Consider the following 18,222-nt stretch of genomic DNA (forward strand, 5'->3'; position numbering starts at 1 on the left):
CGCCCTCGTGAATCTGGCCGACATCAAAAAGCTGCACCAGAAAAAGTACCGGCAGTCGTTTGGCCACTACCTCGTTGAGGGCGAACACCTGATTCTTGAGCTTCAGAAAGCCGCCGACCGCCAACCTGCTCTTAAGGCCTCGGAACTCTACGTCACCGGAGCCTATGAGAACTGGCAGAGCCCGTTCAGATCACATGTCATCAACGAACGCCAGATGGCGCAACTCGCCGACACCCGAACCCCGCAGGGAATTCTGGCTGTCGTGCCCATGCCGGAGCGCCCGGCGGAACCGGTGCCCGGCGAAAAAGCGATTTATCTGCATGAGGTTCAGGACCCCGGCAACCTGGGTACGATACTGCGCACCCTGGCCTGGTTCGGCGGTTTCCGGTGTCTGTTGAGCCCGGGCAGTGTAGACCCGTTCAACCCGAAGGTGGTGCGAGCCAGCATGGGCGCGCTCTTTCACATCCCTCTCGAGACCGACGTGACTCTGGACAGCCTTCCCCAAAGATACCAGAGTCTTGCCTGCCTCGACCTCAATGGCGGTTCGATGGCATCCCAGGGCTTCAGGGAACACGACTGTTATCTGTTCGGCAACGAGGCCCGGGGTGTGCCGCGGGAGGCCCTCAATCAGTTGAAGGCGTTGCCGTACAGCATTCAAGGCCAGGGGCAGATCGAGTCCCTGAACCTGGCCTCAGCGGTGAATATGTGCACCTACGAATTAATGCGAAATCTTTAGACTGCAAACCCCATGCTCTGAGCACTTTCCCCAATCGTTCTGGCGGAAACCGCCATTGCCTGTGCATTGCCAATTGAGCACGATCAGAGTCTGATCCCGAGACCGGACTGATGACTATGGAACGCTATCTCCAGCCCACCGCCTTTTTCGACTATGACCATCCACGGCTGCAGGCCTGGATCGAGTCAGAACTGGAGGGAGTTCCTGATGAGCCGGTGGAGCAGATCAAGGCGCTCTATCTCGCTGTTCGTGACAGCATCAGCTACAACCCGTACGTGTTCCGGACCGATGCCAACACGTTCAGTGCCAGCTACGCTCTGGAAAGCGGCGAAACCTACTGCATCCCGAAAGCGGTTCTTCTGGGCGCGGCAGCCCGATCCATTGGCGTTCCCAGCCGCCTCGGCCTGGCCGATGTACGCAACCATCTCTCAAGCCCGAAACTGATCGAATGGCTGCGGTCGGACATTTTCCGGATGCACGGGTACATCGAGCTGTACCTGAACGGCCAATGGGTCAAGGCGACGCCGGCGTTCAATCGGCAACTGTGCGAGCTGATGAAGGTGGAGCCGCTGGAATTTGATGGTATTAACGATTCGATCTTCCAGGAGTACACAGAATCGGGCGAAGCCCACATGGAATACGTCAACGACCACGGCCTGTTCGACGACGTGCCCCACGGGTTCATCGTTTCCGGTGTGCGGGCGGCCTACGGCCATCTCTTTGCCGGGGAAGAGGAGCCTGAAGCTCCGGAAGGCAGTCTGGTGCAGGACATATCAAGTCCCTAGAGCCTGCTCGAATCCGGGAAGGCCTTATTCTCTCCTCGCTACCGTGTCTGCTCTCTGCCCTGCCAGCGCCCCAGTGATCGCATCCAGCACGGCATCAGAATCGGGCACTGTCTTACCAGTCTCAGTCTCGCCAACGCGGCTGAAACGCCGGAAATCAATGGCGCTCCAATTCTTCGGGTCCATAATGCGCTGCACCCACTCAACATTGTCACGGGTTGCAGGTTCCAGCTTGTAGCGGAAAACATAGTCCGGTGACATATCACCGAAATCCCGGCCATGGTGATAATCATGCAGCAGGAGCAAGGCAAGTCCACCACCCATGAAATGCCGGCCCAGGCTGACCAGCAACTCCCCGGACCGGATTTTATCCAGGGCTTCAGGTTGCCAATCGACACTACCAACCAGCAGATCCAGCCCCGGAATCCGGCCGGCATGTCGGGCAGCTTCAATGGCCCCCAGTGCCATGCCATCGCTCGCGCTCCAGATGGAAACAGTCTCCGGATAGCGCTCCAGCAGGACCTCCGTTTTTTCACGGGCCAGTTCACCGCTCCAGTTGGCATACACAAGCTGTAGAAGCTGGCTTCGCTGTTGAACGGCAGCCGCCAGCATCCCCCCGTCCCTGTCCTTGCCGGCAGAGGAATCCCGTGTTCCAGAGAGGGCGACCATGGGAATGCTGGGTCCAGAGGCGAGCCCTGATTGTTCGGCCTGCTTACCCAGTAGCGTTACTAGAGTGCGACCGGCGGCAATATTGTCCGGCGATAAGTGGCCGAGCCAGCCCGACAGAACCGTTCGCGGCGTACCAATTCTGGCTCGGGCGCCGTCAGGCACATCGGTATTGAAGGTGAACGCCTTTACCCCTGCCCCATCCGCAAGCCTGAGCATGGATTCGGTAACATTCTCCTTGCACATGAACAGCAGGTAGTCGGGCTTTTCTTCGCGGGCCAATACGTCCTTCGCCATGCGAAGATAGCTGAATCGATGACTCTCCCGATCGTACTGAACCTCCAGGTCTACCTCGAGATCCTCCGCCACCGCCTCCATGAAACCGGCCACCAGTTGCCAGAAACGGGAATCATCCGGCGACAGAAAAACAACGCTGGGCCTTGCGCCGGCGTTCGCCAAAGGCACTGAAAGAAGGAGCAGGAAACTGATCAGAAAGCGGGCTGGATAAGACCTCATGGAACGAATCACCCTCTGGACGACCTGGCAGAGTTGGCTTTTAAGGAGCCTAAGCTACCGACCTGTTGTGTAACAGACAAGCGGAGATCCGTAACCAATGTCTCAGTTCAGAAGGGAATGTTCAGCGGCCGGAGCGGGGTAGTCAAACTCAACGTAGAGCTGGCCGGCCAATTGTTCGTATAGCCCGGCTTCTTTGAGGCTCTTCATCCGAGCCGAGAGCTTGCCCAGGAACTGCCGGTTGGCTTCGGTGTTGTGGCAGGTAAGCCGATCGTAACTTTCAAGAAGGGGCGTCTTCGGATCGTAGCTGAGCTCGTCCATGAAAGGCCGGACATCCGGAACCGCAGCAATCATGGCGCCGAATCTCTGGTGCTCGAGCATGGCCAGGTTCTGGGCATCGCTCTTCGACCAGATCACATTAACGTCGTGGCCCTCCAGCACTCCGTCCAGATAGGTCTCATGACCAATAACCGCACCCACGGTTTTCCCCTCCAGTTGCGACAGGGAACTCATGGGATCTGCGTCCTGCGGGGTGAACAGGTAATAGGTGAATTTGCCGAGTGGAAAACTGGCAATAACCGCATCGTCGCCCAGTCGACGCTCCAGGACCTCGGTGAAGGAATAGATGCAGTCTGCGCCATGCTGCTCGAATACCATCATGGCCCGTTTGTAGGGAAAGAACTGCTCGGTCACAGGCACATCAAGGCCTTCCAGGGCCCTGTGCAGGATTCTCTGGTAGACACCATCCCGGTTTTCGGTCAGCAGACTGGTGATATCCGGAACCGCGATCCGGATCACAGGATCGGCCACTGCAGGCGTACTCAGTATGACTGCGGCAAACAGGAGTACCCGAAATCCAGAGAGGTAGCGTTTCATGACTCGCGCATCAGTCCATGACGACAAATAAATGACTATTTTTCATACAGGTTCCGCAGTATGGCAATGTCGTTTTCTATACGCCAGAAAAACCTTGTTAAATATGGGGGTTTGAAAAAAAGCACCGGATCGCTCCGGTGCCTTTCTCTCTCATCAGGCGGCGTTGAGTCGATTACGCCGCTTCGTCTTCGCTCTCGTCCACAGAATTGCGGATCAGGAAGTCAAAGGCGCTGAGAGCGGCTTTGGAACCTTCGCCCATGGAGATCACGATCTGCTTGTAAGGCACGGTCGTCACGTCACCCGCCGCAAAAACGCCCGGAATGGAGGTTTCGTTGCGGTCGTTGACGATGATCTCGCCGTGCTGGCTCAGTTCGATGTCACCTTTCAACCACTCGGTGTTGGGAACCAAGCCGATCTGTACAAACACACCTTCCAGGGAGATGTGGTGCTGCTCACCAGAGGTGCGGTCGGTGTAATTCAGACCGTTGACCTTACCATTCTCCCCGGTAATCTCGGTGGTCTGTCCGGACGTGATGATCTCGACGTTCTTCAGACTCCGCAGTTTCTTCTGCAACACCTCATCAGCGCGCATCTCGGCACCGAATTCGATCAGGGTTACATGACCCACGATACCGGCCAGATCGATGGCTGCTTCGACACCGGAGTTACCGCCGCCAATCACCGCCACGCGCTTGCCCTTGAACAGGGGGCCGTCGCAGTGCGGGCAGTAGGCCACACCCTTGTTGCGGTACTCTTCCTCTCCCGGAACGCCCATCTGGCGCCAGCGGGCACCGGTGGACAGCACCAAGCTGCGCGCTTTGAGAGTGGCACCGTTTTCCAACCTTACCTGGTGGAGCATGCCCGGGCGTGACGCCGGGATCAGCTTCTCGGCGCGCTGCATGTTCATGATATCCACGTCGTATTCCTTGACGTTTTGCTCCATGGCCGCCACCAGTTTCGGGCCCTCGGTGTAGGGTACGGAAATCAGGTTCTCAATGCCCATCGTGTCAGCCACCTGGCCACCGAAACGCTCGGCCGCGATGCCGGTGGAAATGCCCTTCCGCGCAGCGTAGATGGCAGCAGAGGCGCCAGCCGGGCCACCACCAATGATCAGGACCTCAAAGGCGTCTTTCTGATTGATTTTCTCGGCGTCTTTCTCGCTGGAGCTGGTGTCCAGCTTGGCAACAATTTCTTCCAGGGTCATACGTCCCTGACCCCAGGGCTCACCGTTCATGTAAACGCTGGGTACCGCCATCACTTCGCGCTGCTCCACTTCATCCTGGAACAGGGCCCCGTCAATGGAGGTGTTCTTTACGTTCGGGTTCAGCACGCTCATCAGGTTCAGGGCCTGAACCACGTCCGGGCAGTTCTGGCACGACAGAGAGAAATAGGTTTCAAACTCGAACCGGCCTTCCAGAGACTGGATCTGCTCGATTACATCCTGGGATGCCTTGGACGGATGACCACCTACCTGCAGCAGGGCCAGTACCAGCGAGGTAAACTCGTGGCCCATGGGAATGCCAGCAAAGCGAACGCCAATATCGGTGCCTACACGATTGATAGCAAAGGACGGACGGCGCACATCATTGGATTCTTCGGTGCGCAGGCTGATCTTGGAAGACATCGGTTCCAGTTCTTCCAGGAGCTCACGAAGTTCCTGGGATTTCTTGCCGTCGTCATAGGCCGCAACCAGCTCGATCGGTTGCTGCAGCTTGTCCATGTAGGCCTTGAGCTGTTCCTTGATATTGGCATCCAACATAGTCTGACTTCTCCTTTAAATCTCGAAACTAAGTATTTGAATCAAATACGGTGGTTAGGTTGAGTTGGCGCCAAGATACGGCGCGGCACGCTGATGCTCAAATTAATTGACCCAAACTGTTTGATAGGGCTTTGCTATACATTCAGGTTCATCGCCGCTCGGAGCTTGACCAATAGCGCATATCCACCGAAAGCCTACCGCAGTATGATGTTGTCATACCGTCGCACCATCATTCTCTGGTACCCAGAATAGGCAACGCATGTTTCTAGATCGTTTCCACTCCGTCCAGGACGGACACGTCGTTATCTCCGCCCTGCAGGCCAGCCAGTTCGCCAAGGAGATCGCGGGGGACTTCAATCCCATCCACGACCCGGACGCCCGCCGTTTCTGTGTTCCCGGAGACCTGCTCTTCGCGATTGTGCTGGCGCGCTTCGGGCTGTCCGAGAACATGACCTTCCGGTTTCGCAGTCTGCTCGGTGAAAATGTACCGCTCAAGTTCATCGAAACCGAGAACACTATTGATGTCTGTGACGACGCTGGCAAAGTCTACATAGAAGTTACTCGCAGTGGCGCCTGCACCCAGGATGCACAACTGATCGAAGACATCACTCGCGCCTACGTGGCGGCCTCCGGCAAGAATTTCCCTCATACCCTGAAGCCATTAATGGAGTCTAACGGGGTAATGTTCAATCCCGACCGCCCCATGGTGATGTACGAGAGCATGAGCCTGGCCCTGGACAACCTGGATCTTCCCTCACCGGGCCTGGAATTGCACAACGCCACCCTCGAGGCCGCGGGAAAGCGAGGCAACGTGTTTCTGGAATACCGCCTGACCGCCGACAACAAACCGGTGGGCGAAGTGACCAAGCGACTCGTATTGAGTGGTTTGCGGCCCTACTGTCCTGAGGCGATGGCCGGTGTTATAGAAGAGTTCTATCGCCTCAAGGCCCGTGGTGCCGATTATTTCAACAAGGACAACAGTGGAGACCACAGCAATGCCAATTCAGCCGGGTGATACCCTGCCAGATATCGAGCTTCAGGTAATGGGCGAGAAAGGTCCGGAGAAAGTCCGCACCAGCGAACTTTTTGCCGGCAAGAAAGCCGTTCTCTTCGCAGTACCAGGTGCATTCACCCCTACCTGTTCAGCGGCCCATTTACCGGGCTTTGTGGTGAATGCCGACAAACTGCGGGCCAAAGGCGTGGACAGAATCGTCTGCACATCGGTCAACGATGCTTTCGTGATGGACGCATGGGGCAAGGCCCACAATGCCGAAGAGATCATCATGTTGGCCGATGGCGTAGCAGAGTTCGCCAAGGCGCTGGACCTGACCCAGGACCGGACCGCCAACGGCATGGGCATTCGCAGCCAGCGTTACGCCATGATCGTGAACGACGGAAAGGTTGAGCTGCTGCACGTGGATGCTCAGGGCCTTGACCAGACCAGCGCGGAAACCATTCTCGACGCACTCTGAGCTTCACTTTTTGTTCAGACACAAAAAACCCCGGAACGTCCGGGGTTTTTCGTTCATAAGCTTTCCGGAAGGAGAGCTTAGATCTTGCCAACCAGGTCCAGTGACGGAGCCAGGGTTTCTTCGCCTTCTTTCCACTTGGCCGGGCAAACTTCACCCGGGTGCTTGCGCACGTACTGGGCAGCCTTGACCTTGTCCATCAGGTAGTCAGCGTTACGGCCAACGCCTTCAGCGCTGATTTCTACGGACTGAATGATGCCATCCGGATCAATCAGGAAGGTAGCGCGGTCTGCCAGGCCCTGACCTTCGCGCATCACACCGAAGTTGTTGGTGATGGTGCCGGTCTGGTCGCCTACCATGTAGTAGTTGATCTTGCCGATAGTCTCGGAGCTGTCGTGCCATGCCTTGTGGGTGAAGTGGGTGTCGGTGGACACGGAGAACACTTCAACGCCCAGCTTCTGGAGCTCTTCGTACTTGTCGGCCACGTCGCCCAGCTCGGTCGGGCAAACGAATGTGAAGTCGGCCGGGTAGAAGAAAAATACCGCCCACTTGCCTTTCACGTCGGCTTCGCTGATCTCAACGAACTCGCCGTTTTTGAAAGCGGTGGCGTTGAACGGTTTGATCTCGCTGTTAATGATGCCCATTAAAAAACTCCTTGTTTATGGATTCATAAGTTGATGAATTGATGGCGCGTAAGGTACGGATATCGACGATGCGGATAAAATTGATAATTCCCAAACCAGAGATAGGGAAAACCTATCTCTGGTTTCCGGCCGGGAATTTCCTTCCGCCACCCCATCTATGGGGTCTTAGCCCGCCAGTTCAATCTTTCCGAAATCCAGAATATTCTCTTTCGGTGACGCTTTAATGGCAGCCACTTCCGCCCGCTTTTTCGCCAGGATAAAGGCCAAACAGCTGAAATACAGTGCAATCACCAGGGCGCCAACCCACTGAATCCGCAAGAAATCCAGCTGGAACAGCATGGTCAGGCCGACCATCGCCAGGAAATTGAACACCACATAGTTCACCCGGCCGAGGCGCTCGGCAGTGAGGTTGAGGTTGTCGGTGTACAATCGGATCAGGGAATCCAGCGAATTCACCACCATCAATACACCCACCGAAATCATGGCAAGGTTGGTAAACGCCGCAATTTGCAGACCTTCCGCATGATAGTGGTAAAGCACAGTAAACCACACACCAATGGCGATAGACGGCACCACCAGCATGGCAATCAGCAGCTGCCAGGTACGGATACCACTCACGAAGCGAGCGGTAAACTGGCCGATCATGATGCTCCAGGCAAACCACCAGAACAGGTAGAACTCGTGGTAGTCATTAATGGGCAGCGCAAACTGGTGGATGTTGGCGAAATACTCGCCGATCAATCCGGCGGTGCCAAAAAAATCCGCCGGTGAGCCGGCACCCATCACAAACGCCCGGAACCACATGCCCACGATCAGCGCAATAAACAGCAGGCTCGAACCCAGGCTGAGGATGCGCACATACTTGATCTTGGAGCTGGAGTAGACCGCCAGCGCAATCGCAGCAAACACGATGAAGTAGAACGCAGGCACCACAGACTCACCGTCACCCAGCATGGGCAGATACCAGGGCAAATTCACCAGCAAAAGATAAGCGGTGAAAGCGCAGGTGCCGATGATCACCACGTTGTTAACCACTTTCACCAGCGGGATTTCAAAGAACTGCACCCGCGGCTCGATGATCGCGAAGTAAAAACAGGTCAGGAAATAGAACCCCCAGATCAGGAATGCCCAGAACCCGAACTCTATGGCCAGCGGGTTGGCAAAGCCGTACTCAGGGCTGGCAGACAGATCGCCGTAGCCACCGAACTCGGTCAGCGGAAACATGATCAGCCCCACATCCAGACCGGAGGTGAACAGGATGGCGATAAAGGTGAAGGTTCGTACCGGCGTTACGCCGATGCACTGGATGTCCCACCATTTGTACAGAATCAGCACGATGGCGGCGAAGGTGAATATAAGACCGGCAGATAACCAGAGGGTCATAACGTCCTCCGGTTACTTTCTTTCTTTTTGATAAACAGCATGGGTGTTCCTCCTCTACTTGGTTCGAATCGGACACAAACCCAGGACTTGCCTATCGGGCGCCCGAAAACGGCAGAACACCGTCGCGCTGATAGGGAAATCCTGAGGGCTTGCAAAACCCCGGGTGCGTTGCGCACCCGGGTGGGATGACGACGCGCTACGCGAGCGCGCGCTTTGCCTGTCCCGGGCGCTGACGTGTCTGCCACTGGTCGTCCATCACCACAGGCGCGTCAGAAGGTTGCAGGGGCTCCCTGCCCCGGATCAGGTCGGCTGCCCGCTCGGCCACCATGATGGTGGGCGAATTCAGGTTGCCGTTAGGTATGGTCGGGAAGATGGACGAATCCACCACCCTGAGATTCCGGATACCGTGAACCCGCGTCTCCGGGTCCACCACCGCCAGCTCGTCGGTGCCCATCTTGCAGGAGCAGGACGGGTGGTAGGCGCTCTCCACCGCCTGACGGACAAACGCATCAATTTCCTCGTCGGTCTGGACCTCGGCACCGGGCTGGATCTCCGCTCCGCGATACTCGTCCATGGCCGGCTGGTTGATGATTTCCCGGGTCAGGCGCACACAGTCCCGGAAGCCCTCCCGGTCTGCCTCGTGCTGCAGATAGTTGAAGCGGATGGTCGGTGCCTGTTTCGGGTCGGCCGATTGCACATGCACAAAGCCCCGACTTTTCGGCTTGTTGTGACCAATGTGCAGCTGGAATCCGTCTCCATTAAAGGCCTCCTTACCGTCGTAGCGCATGGCTGCCGGTAAGAAGTGATATTGCAGGTCGGGCCACTCGACGCCGGCCTTGGACCGGATAAAGCCACAGGACTCGAAGTGATTGGTGGCGCCCAGACCGTCCTTGCGGAGAATCCAGCGAACACCGATCTTCAGCTTGTTCCACCAGTCCAGCTTGCCGTTCAGCGAAACTGGCTGTTTGCAGCGGTACTGAAAGTAAAACTCCAGGTGGTCCTGCAGGTTCTCACCAACGCCGGGTAGCTCGTGCTTTACCTCGATACCAGCCTTCTCCAGTACCTCACGCTTGCCAATTCCGGACAGCTGAAGCAGGTGGGGTGAACCGATAGAGCCCGCTGACAGGATGACTTCCTCGGCGGCTTTCGCCTCGTGCACCTTGCCGCCCTGCTCATAACGGACACCGGTGGCGGTTTTGCCATCGAGCAACACCTTGTGCACCAGGGCATGGGTGACCACAGTCAGGTTATCGCGCTCCATGGCCGGGCGCAGATAGGCGTTCGCAGTGGACCAGCGACGACCGTTCTTGACGGTCATGTGCATGGCGCCGAAGCCCTCCTGCTGAGTACCGTTGTAATCATCGGTCTCAAAGTAACCGGCATCGGCACCCGCCCTGATAAAGGCCTTGTAGAGCGGGTTCTGCATGTTGTTGCCGTTATTCACACCGAGCGGGCCCTTATCGCCCCGGTAGTCGTTGCCGCCAAAGGCCCAGGTCTCGGCCTTCCTGAAATACGGCAGGACGTTGCGGTAATGCCAGCCGGTAGCGCCCTCGGAATCCCATTCGTCAAAATCCCGGGCATGGCCGCGGACATAGACCATTCCGTTGATGGAGGAAGAACCGCCCAGCACCTTGCCCCGGGGGCAGTGCATGCGGCGGTTGTCCAGGAACGGTTCCGGCTCGGTCTCGAACTGCCAGGCGTATTTCTTGGTGTTCATGGGAATGGACAGGGCGGTGGGCATCTGGATGAAGATGCTCTTGTCGCTGCCGCCGGTTTCCAGCAGCAGCACCCGGTGGCGCGCGTCCTCGGTCAGGCGGTTGGCCAGCACGCAACCGGCAGAACCCGCACCCACAATGATGTAGTCGTATCGATTTTCTGTCATACGCATTCTCCTGTGTCGTGTGCGGGATTAGAACGGGGCGTCGAGGTCTTCCATGCCGACATACACCGATTTGATCTGGGTGTAGTGCGCAATGGTTTCGCGCCCGTTCTCGCGGCCGATGCCGGAGAGTTTGTAGCCGCCGACCGGCATTTCCGCCGGCGAAGCGCCGTAGCTGTTGATCCAGCAGATGCCGGCCTGGATCTGGTGAATCACCCGATGCGCCCGGCGGATGTCGTTGGTGAACACGCCAGCGGCCAGACCGGTATCGGTGTTGTTGGCCCGGGCAATCACCTCGTCTTCGTCAGAGAAGGTCAGTACCGACATCACCGGCCCGAAAATCTCTTCTTTAACGATGGTCATATCATCGGTGCAATCGGTGAAGATGGTGGGCTCGACAAAATAGCCGCCTTTGGAATCTTCCGGTTCAAAGGCCCGACCGCCGTGGCTGAGGGTCGCGCCTTCGGACAGGCCTTTGGCGATGTAATCGAGCACCAGATCCCGGTGTTTTGCGGAGATAAGGGCGCCGAAATTGGTGTCCGGATTCATCGGGTCGCCAGGCTTGATATTGTTGCGGGTGCGTTCCAGCAGACGTTCGATAAAGCGCGGGTACAGATTTTCATGAACAAACACCCGGGTGCCGTTGGTGCAGATCTCACCCTGGGTGTAGAAGTTGCCGACCATGGCGGCGGAAATGGCGTTCTCAAGATCCGCATCGTCAAAGATGATCAGCGGTGACTTCCCGCCCAGCTCCATGGTGACGTCCTTCAGGGTGGAAGATGCCGCTGCCATCACCTTCTTGCCGGTGGCAACTTCTCCCGTGAAGGAGACCTTGGCAATCTCCGGGTGGTGGGTCAGCCACTGGCCAACTTCGGCGGCGCCCTGCACCACGTTGAATACGCCCGCCGGCACGCCCGCTTCGGTAAAGATTTCCGCCAGCTTCACCGCACCCATGGGGGTTTCCTCGGATGGCTTGAAGATCATGGCGTTACCGCAGGCCAGGGCCGGCGCGGATTTCCAGCAGGCGATCTGGATCGGGTAGTTCCAGGCGCCAATGCCGGCGCAGATGCCCAGGGGCTCCCGGCGGGTGTAGTAAAAATCACCGCCCAGGTCCTGTTGGTTGCCTTCAATGGACGGCGCCAGGCCGGCAAAGAACTCAACCGCATCGGCACCGGTGACCACATCCACGGCTTCTGCTTCCTGCCAGGGCTTGCCAGTATCGCGCACCTCTGCGGCAGCCAATTCATCATTACGCTCTCTCAGAAGCGCAACCGCCCGAAGCAAAATCCGGCTGCGCTCGATGGCGGTCATGGCAGACCACTCGGCAAAACCGGCGCGGGCACTTTCAATGGCGGCCTGCTGCACGGATTCATCCGCCACTTCCACTTCGTAGATAACCTGACCCGTGGCCGGATTCACCACAGGGAAGGTTTCGCCGGTGCTGTTGGCCAGGAAACGGCCATGGACGAAATTCTGAACAACAGGAAGAGATGCAGACATAGTCGGTAATTAACCTCGGTTCGGTGTCTTCAGGCCTTGTGGGCCGTTCGAATCAATCCCGGCTCAGGCGGTTGCCTGCGCCAGTGTCTCGTGGACAAATTTCTTGCAGAGCCGCTCGCCGGCTTCAAAACTTTCTGCCGGATCGAGGCTCAGGGCACTGCGCAACCAGAACCCATCGATCATTGCCGCGGTTTGCCGGGCGGCCTCAGTCGCTGCGCCAGGTTCAAGCACCTGTGCGAAGGAATATCGCAGGTTGCTGTACAGCCGGGCGTTGTTGATCTGCTGCAGCCGCTTGAGCCCCGGCTCATGCATCGACCGGGCCCAGAAGCTCAGCCAGGTCTTGGCCGCCAGCGCAGAACGCTGAAACTCGGAAAAGTTCGACTCGATAATGCAATTGAGCCGCTGTTCCGGGGAGCGGTCGGTCTTGGCCATTCGCTCCCGGAGTTCCTTGCCCAGTTGATCAAGCAGATAACGCAGGGCCGCCTCAATCAGACCCTGCTTGCCGCCGAAATAATGGCTGATAATCCCGGAGGACATGCCCGCCCGTTTGCTGATGCTCACAATGGTGGTGTTCTGCATTCCGAGCTCGGCAATCGAATGCATGGTGGCTTCAATCAACTGCTGCTTGCGTGTGTCTTTAACCCCAACTTTTGGCATGGCGGCTTCGGTTACTCGTCTTGATTCCGGTGTTGAAAGCAGCACCAATCAGCCCTGCTTTTTATTAATTGAACGTTCAATTAATAAAAAGCTTACAGAAGCGAAGCGGGAAATTCAAACCTGATCAAAAAGCGAACGAGCCCAGGGCCACGCTAACTCGGCCCTGTTAAGCTGCGGGAGGGGAATGCAAATATCAGCTATGGCGCCGATAATCCGGGTCTGTCCAGCACACGGGAAGCGCTTCACCGGAGGGAAATGCGAGTTCGGATTTTTTAAACAATTCTGGGTCCTGTGCCTCCTCACCGTAATGGAGGCTGCCTCGCACCTGCTGGATATGGGGATCAAACAGTGCCTGGGTGTCCATAACTTCGATCAGGTGCCCGGTTGCTTTTTCAGCGACAAACATAGCGGCCTCCTTGGGATAGAAATCCTCCCTCTAACGTAGCAGATGCGCCGCCATCCAGACAGCCGCTTACAGGCTACGGGAAGCACAAGAAGACGAATGGGCAAGGCCGGGAATCTGCAAATATGAGACATTTCGCTACATTAAATATCGGTTCTCGGCTTTTCCGAGGGAGAAAGCTTGTTAAGCTGATGACCGGGATAAAAAATAAAAGCCTGATGGCGATATAACGGGGTCTACTGTTGGTGATCCTCAGCACTGCTCTGCGTATCCTTGTACTGATTCTGGCCTCCTGCGCGTTCCAGTTTGCGCACGCGGATGGCGGCCCGATTACCCTTGCCTCAGGCGAACCGATTGAAAGCCATTTCCAGTACTGGGAAGACGCCGGTGCCGATGCAAAACTGGCCGATGTTCGCGCCCTCCCCGAATCCGCCTGGCAGGCCAAACCATCTGGCAAGGCCACCTTCGGGATTACCGATTCCGCCTACTGGCTGCGGATTAAGGTGCATAACCAGACCGGCCGCGACCAGCTTCTGATTGCCGAGTTGGGCTATTCCCAGCTTGATGACGTGGTGTTTCACGAGCTCTCCGGCGGCACCCTGCTCCGAGAATTCGCCACCGGGGACACCCGCTCTTTCTACCCCAGGGATGTCGACCATCCCAACATGCTATATCGATTCCATGTGGCCCCGGACGCCTCGAAAACTCTTTATATCCGGGTCGCCACCCAGGGCACGATGGTCGTGCCGCTGCAGATCTGGCAACAGAATGATTTTTACGAAGCCGCTGCCAACGAGCAGAAACTGCACTTTTTCTATTACGGCAGTCTCGCAGTGATCATTCTGATCAACCTGGCCGTGTTCCTGACCCTGCGAGAAAAGCTGTACCTGTACTACGCCCTGGCCATTTCCGGCTACTTCCTGTTCTTCGCCGCTGTACGCGGCTATACACTCCAGCACATCTACCCGGGCGCACCGTTTCTTCACACGCATGTGCTTCTGCTGTCGATGCCATTCCTGGCGATGTTCTCGATACTTTTCTGCATGGAGTTCCTCCAGGTGCGCTCTAACAGCCCCAGGCTGTACCGGGCCCTGCAGGGGATGCTCTTGTTTGAAATGTTGTTTTTCCTGTCTGCGCCGCTGCTGGATTACGACACCGGTATCCGGGTGGCGGCTGTTTCCGCGTTCGCGTTCTTCTCGCTGCTCCTGGTGGCCGGCCCTGTGGCCTGGGCTGCCGGTGTCCGGGCCGGGGTGTTCTTCACGATCGCCTGGACACCTCTTACGATAGGGGTCTCGGCAACGGCGGGGCGGGCCCTGGGCCTGCTGCCGGAGAATTTCTTTACCGAGTACGCCATGCAGATCGGCTCCGGGCTCGAGGCTTTCATTCTCACGCTTGCCCTCGCCGACCGCCTATACCGGGAACGGGAACAGAAAATCCAGGCTCAGGCCGATATCCTGCAACAACAGAAGGCCCGCAACGAAGCCCAGAACCAGTTGAATGAAGCACTGACCCATGACCCGGTTACCGGTCTCCCAAACCGCAACCGGTTCGAGTGGATGGTGGATGAGCAATTGCGGCAAAACCCCAACGGCCGCTTCATGGTGGGCGTTACCCGGATAACGCAGCTGAAGGAAATCAACCGGACGCTGGGCCTGGACCGCAGCGAACGTTTGCTCAAGGCCATGGCAGAGCAGATGACCCGTTTGGCCTCAGGCCTGCCCATGGTTCATCACACCGTCGATGCGCTCGGCAACGATGAGCGGGTATATCAGCTCTCGGGGGACAGCTTTGGTTTGCTGGTAAAAGTCGGTAAAACGGGAGACGACTTCCAGTCGTTGGATAATGCACTCGAACAACTGGCAGAACCCGTGTTGCTGGACAATATCGCCATAGAGCCCAATCCCCGGTTCGGTGCCGCCAGCTATCCGGAACATGGCAAGAAAGCCGCTCTGCTGATCCGCAATGCCCATGTCGGCATGGAAATGGCGCCTCATGGCCCTTATCAAACCGGCCTGTATTCCCGCAAGGATGACATCTATGACGAAAGCCGGCTGACGTTGATGTCCGACCTCCGGGAGGCACTGCACCACAATCAGACCGAGCTCTACTACCAGCCCAAAATCAGCCTGGCGACAGGCAAAGTGGTGGGTGTTGAGGCGCTGATCCGTTGGCACCACCCGGATCGAGGCTGGGTGGCGCCGATTGAATTTGTTCCGATGGCAGAGAAAACCGGTGTGATCAAACATCTGACACGATGGGTAGTGGATCAGGCTATGAACGATCTCAAGGCGCTCCACGCGATCAATCCAGAGCTCACCGTCTCTGTGAATATCTCTGCCCGGGACCTCAGCTCACCAGAACTGACAGGCCTGTTCGAAACCCGCGTAAAGCGATATCAGCTGCGGCCCGAACAGGTCATTATCGAACTCACCGAAACCGCTGCCATGGATGATCCGCACACCGGCCTGAAAGCCTTGAAGCAATTGACGGATATCGGGCTGAAGCTGTCGATTGACGACTTTGGCGCCGGCTACTCCTCGCTTTCCTATCTCAAGAAACTGCCCGCCAGCGAAATCAAACTGGACCGCGCACTGTTACAGGACATCGAATCCAGCGAGGGCGCGCGTATGATTGTCGAAACCGCCATCAGGATGGGCCAGGGCCTGGGCTATCAGGTGGTGGCCGAGGGTGTCGAAACCGAAAAATCGGCACGCCTCCTTGAAGCTCTCGGAGCGGAAATGCTCCAGGGCTACTGGATCTGCTCGCCGAAGCCTCTACACGAGCTACAGGCCTGGATGGAGGTTGAAAGGGAGGCACTTGGCCTCCACCGACTAGACTAGAGGTATACATTTCGATTGAAAGGACTGTATTCGCTATGAGCCTTGACCAGATTCAGGCCCTGCTTAACACCTGGACAGGATTGGGCATCTGGCTGGCCTTTGTTGCGGCCAGCGTCGTCTGGGTGGTTTACGACCTCAGAACCAGCAACAGCCACATTGCTTCCATGATGCAGTGGGTGTGGGGGCTTACCGTGCTTTATTCCGGGCCGGTAGGCGTAGCTATCTACCGATACTCGGGGCGCAAACAGATCCCTACCGACAGCCTTGCCCGCAAGGGCTTCCGGTCGGTAGCACATTGCTACTCCGGCTGCGGCATCGGCGAAATTCTCGGGGTGTTGATATCCGTTGGCCTGTTTGCCATGGGTAATTTCTGGGCTGCCATCATCACCTTTACCCTGGCCTATATCTTTGGCTTCGCCCTGAATATTGGCCCGATGATGCAGAACGGCATGGCGTTCAAGGAAGCGTTCAAGGGCGCCTTCTTCGCAGAAACCATCAGCATCGTTGTGATGGAGTCCGTGGCAATTACCACCGATCTCTACCTGGGCGGCAGGGCCACCATGGGGGATGCCCTGTTCTGGTCCTCTCTTTACATTTCACTCTCACTGGGCTTGTTTGCAGCCTGGCCCGCCAACCTGCTGCTGATCAAATACGGCCTCAAGGGTGGCATGGGCGATCCGAGGGATGAGAACGCGGCTGCTCACGCGCACTGCCACTGAACTGCTGCTCATATCCAGCGGCGAACCTCGGCACAGTAGGTCGCATAGGCGGCACCGAACTTGTCCCGCATGAACCGCTCCTCCGGAACAATCTGGAAATGGTTCATGTAGAGGACAAATGCCGGCAGGAAAAGCAGGGCCGGCAGGTTGCCAAGCCACAGGCCCCAGGCGCAAAGCACCAGCAGGAATCCGAGGTACATCGGGTTTCTGCTGTACCGATAGACACCAGAAACCACGAGACTTTCCGACTGCCCGGGAACCCTGGGATCTACCGTTGTGCCCGCCTTTCTGAACGCCGAGACACCAAGAACCGCGATCGCCATACCCGTCAGTGCAACGCCAGACGCCAACCAGCCTGCTACTGGAATGGCGATTGGAAAGTCAGGTGCAATACGGGACAGAGCCCACATCCCAACCGCCACAATAGCGACAAGAACCACCGGCGGTAATTTCAGCTCAAGTGCTGTCATAAGCCATTACTCCTCTGCTGACCGGAGCGCCCGGCCAAGAGCGGTATAATAATCGTAAAGAGCGCTGTTGACGCGTTCGCGTTCCGCGCCCACCGGGTACAGACCCAGTTTTGCCTCTTCAGTTTCCCGGGTTCCGCTCACCAGAAAGGCGTTCTTCACGTCTGCATCCTGCACAAACGCTTCAAACGCCCGGGCGCAAAGCTCTTCGGGCAAGCTGAAATATTGAATCCCTGCCGCTTTGTCCGCCTTCACCGAGCACCGGAAGAGCTCGCTCGGCTCTGCGCCTTTTTCGTCCAGAAGAATCGCCTTGAAGCAGGCCTGCAGTCGATCGTTTAGAGGATGCCGTACAGCGTCGTCACGGCCAAGCCAGAGCTTCGAGGCAAACTGGCCTCTCTGGGCCTCGCCGAAAAGTTTCTCGCCGATGTAATGATCGAAGGCATGAAACCACTCGTGGGCGATGCTGCCGGGCCCGGCATTTTTGGCCAGTGAGAAGCTGCGCGTGGCCGGCGTGTAGTGGGCCGACACACCCGGTCGGCCGCCAATGCCATATTGAAGAGCCAGGGTGCCACGCAGGGAAACCAGCGACTCGGTGCCGCCAAGAATGGTCATCAGGTCGCACAGGGCATCGTAGAACAGCGACGCACTGCGCTGTTTTTCCGGCTCGGTGACCCAGCGGCCAATCTCGATGGTACGAAACTGGAAACGACGACGGACGTCGAGAAAGGTAACCGGCGCTCCGGCACGATGGTCCGGGCCCCGACGGTAAAAGGTTTTAGCCATGGCGCTATTGTACGATGAAATTCCGGCCTGTCTTTCAGGCACCGGGAGAAACATTATTTGGCGGGATTGACCGGTTTTATGTGAATTATGACCGTCTGATTTTCCGCCGGCCTGTGCCACACTGCCAGAACCTACAATGACAATAT

17 protein-coding genes are annotated in these 18,222 nt (G+C 57.3%); 6 read left to right on the top strand and 11 right to left on the bottom strand.

Annotated elements, in window-relative coordinates:
* Positions 1 to 7: 7 nt before the first annotated feature.
* Positions 8 to 736, top strand: a complete 729-nt coding sequence (locus tag J3362_RS11820) for a TrmH family RNA methyltransferase (protein WP_349519931.1) — start codon at positions 8 to 10, stop codon at positions 734 to 736.
* Between the two features lie 116 nt (positions 737 to 852).
* Positions 853 to 1,521 (top strand): transglutaminase-like domain-containing protein, encoded by a 669-nt coding sequence (locus J3362_RS11825; protein ID WP_349519933.1) that lies wholly within the window; start codon positions 853 to 855, stop codon positions 1,519 to 1,521.
* Between the two features lie 24 nt (positions 1,522 to 1,545).
* Here J3362_RS11825 and J3362_RS11830 read toward each other — a convergent pair whose 3' ends face one another.
* The 3 genes from J3362_RS11830 to ahpF form a co-directional block, all read right to left on the bottom strand.
* Positions 1,546 to 2,700, bottom strand: a complete 1,155-nt coding sequence (locus tag J3362_RS11830; protein WP_349519935.1) for an ABC transporter substrate-binding protein — start codon at positions 2,698 to 2,700, stop codon at positions 1,546 to 1,548.
* A gap of 102 nt (positions 2,701 to 2,802) precedes the next feature.
* On the bottom strand, positions 2,803 to 3,573 hold the full coding sequence (locus tag J3362_RS11835) for a transporter substrate-binding domain-containing protein (RefSeq protein ID WP_349519936.1): 771 nt from the start codon (positions 3,571 to 3,573) through the stop codon (positions 2,803 to 2,805).
* 172 nt (positions 3,574 to 3,745) lie between these two features.
* The gene (gene ahpF, locus J3362_RS11840) at positions 3,746 to 5,332 is read right to left on the bottom strand and encodes an alkyl hydroperoxide reductase subunit F (protein ID WP_349519937.1); all 1,587 of its coding nucleotides are present in this window, start codon (positions 5,330 to 5,332) and stop codon (positions 3,746 to 3,748) included.
* Positions 5,333 to 5,591: 259 nt separating this feature from the next.
* Here ahpF and J3362_RS11845 point away from each other — a divergent pair, with 259 nt between their 5' ends.
* The gene (locus J3362_RS11845) at positions 5,592 to 6,347 is read left to right on the top strand and encodes a DUF3581 domain-containing protein (protein WP_349519938.1); all 756 of its coding nucleotides are present in this window, start codon (positions 5,592 to 5,594) and stop codon (positions 6,345 to 6,347) included.
* Positions 6,328 to 6,804 carry a peroxiredoxin gene (locus tag J3362_RS11850; RefSeq protein ID WP_349519939.1) on the top strand — a complete coding sequence of 159 codons (477 nt, stop codon included), beginning with the start codon at positions 6,328 to 6,330 and terminating at the stop codon, positions 6,802 to 6,804. Before J3362_RS11845 ends, J3362_RS11850 begins: the two co-directional genes overlap by 20 nt.
* 77 nt (positions 6,805 to 6,881) lie before the next feature.
* Here J3362_RS11850 and ahpC read toward each other — a convergent pair whose 3' ends face one another.
* From ahpC to J3362_RS11880, 6 genes are all read right to left on the bottom strand, one after another.
* Entirely contained in the window at positions 6,882 to 7,445 is a 564-nt protein-coding gene (gene ahpC, locus J3362_RS11855) for an alkyl hydroperoxide reductase subunit C (protein WP_088828136.1), read from the bottom strand.
* 165 nt (positions 7,446 to 7,610) lie between these two features.
* Positions 7,611 to 8,828, bottom strand: a complete 1,218-nt coding sequence (locus J3362_RS11860; RefSeq protein ID WP_349519940.1) for a BCCT family transporter — start codon at positions 8,826 to 8,828, stop codon at positions 7,611 to 7,613.
* A gap of 196 nt (positions 8,829 to 9,024) precedes the next feature.
* Positions 9,025 to 10,710, bottom strand: coding sequence for a choline dehydrogenase (gene betA, locus J3362_RS11865; protein ID WP_349519942.1), 1,686 nt, complete (start codon positions 10,708 to 10,710; stop codon positions 9,025 to 9,027).
* A 27-nt stretch (positions 10,711 to 10,737) separates the two neighbouring features.
* Positions 10,738 to 12,207, bottom strand: a complete 1,470-nt coding sequence (gene betB / locus J3362_RS11870; protein WP_349519943.1) for a betaine-aldehyde dehydrogenase — start codon at positions 12,205 to 12,207, stop codon at positions 10,738 to 10,740.
* Positions 12,208 to 12,270: 63 nt separating this feature from the next.
* A complete protein-coding gene (gene betI, locus J3362_RS11875; protein ID WP_014578776.1) occupies positions 12,271 to 12,864 on the bottom strand; it encodes a transcriptional regulator BetI in 594 nt (197 codons plus the stop codon).
* Positions 12,865 to 13,057: 193 nt separating this feature from the next.
* Positions 13,058 to 13,270: an acetyltransferase gene (locus J3362_RS11880; protein ID WP_349519944.1), complete on the bottom strand. Its 213-nt coding sequence runs from the start codon at positions 13,268 to 13,270 to the stop codon at positions 13,058 to 13,060.
* A gap of 242 nt (positions 13,271 to 13,512) precedes the next feature.
* On the opposite strand from J3362_RS11880, the gene J3362_RS11885 reads away from it, so the two are divergent.
* A complete protein-coding gene (locus J3362_RS11885) occupies positions 13,513 to 16,107 on the top strand; it encodes an EAL domain-containing protein (protein WP_349520937.1) in 2,595 nt (864 codons plus the stop codon).
* A gap of 35 nt (positions 16,108 to 16,142) precedes the next feature.
* Positions 16,143 to 16,826, top strand: a complete 684-nt coding sequence (locus J3362_RS11890) for a DUF4396 domain-containing protein (RefSeq protein WP_349519946.1) — start codon at positions 16,143 to 16,145, stop codon at positions 16,824 to 16,826.
* Between the two features lie 8 nt (positions 16,827 to 16,834).
* Here J3362_RS11890 and J3362_RS11895 read toward each other — a convergent pair whose 3' ends face one another.
* Positions 16,835 to 17,296 carry a methyltransferase family protein gene (locus J3362_RS11895; protein ID WP_349519947.1) on the bottom strand — a complete coding sequence of 154 codons (462 nt, stop codon included), beginning with the start codon at positions 17,294 to 17,296 and terminating at the stop codon, positions 16,835 to 16,837.
* A gap of 6 nt (positions 17,297 to 17,302) precedes the next feature.
* A complete protein-coding gene (locus tag J3362_RS11900) occupies positions 17,303 to 18,076 on the bottom strand; it encodes a CLCA_X family protein (protein ID WP_349519949.1) in 774 nt (257 codons plus the stop codon).
* Positions 18,077 to 18,222: the final 146 nt, after the last annotated feature.

This window comes from Marinobacter sp. NFXS11, from assembly GCF_040148675.1.
Lineage (GTDB): Bacteria > Pseudomonadota > Gammaproteobacteria > Pseudomonadales > Oleiphilaceae > Marinobacter.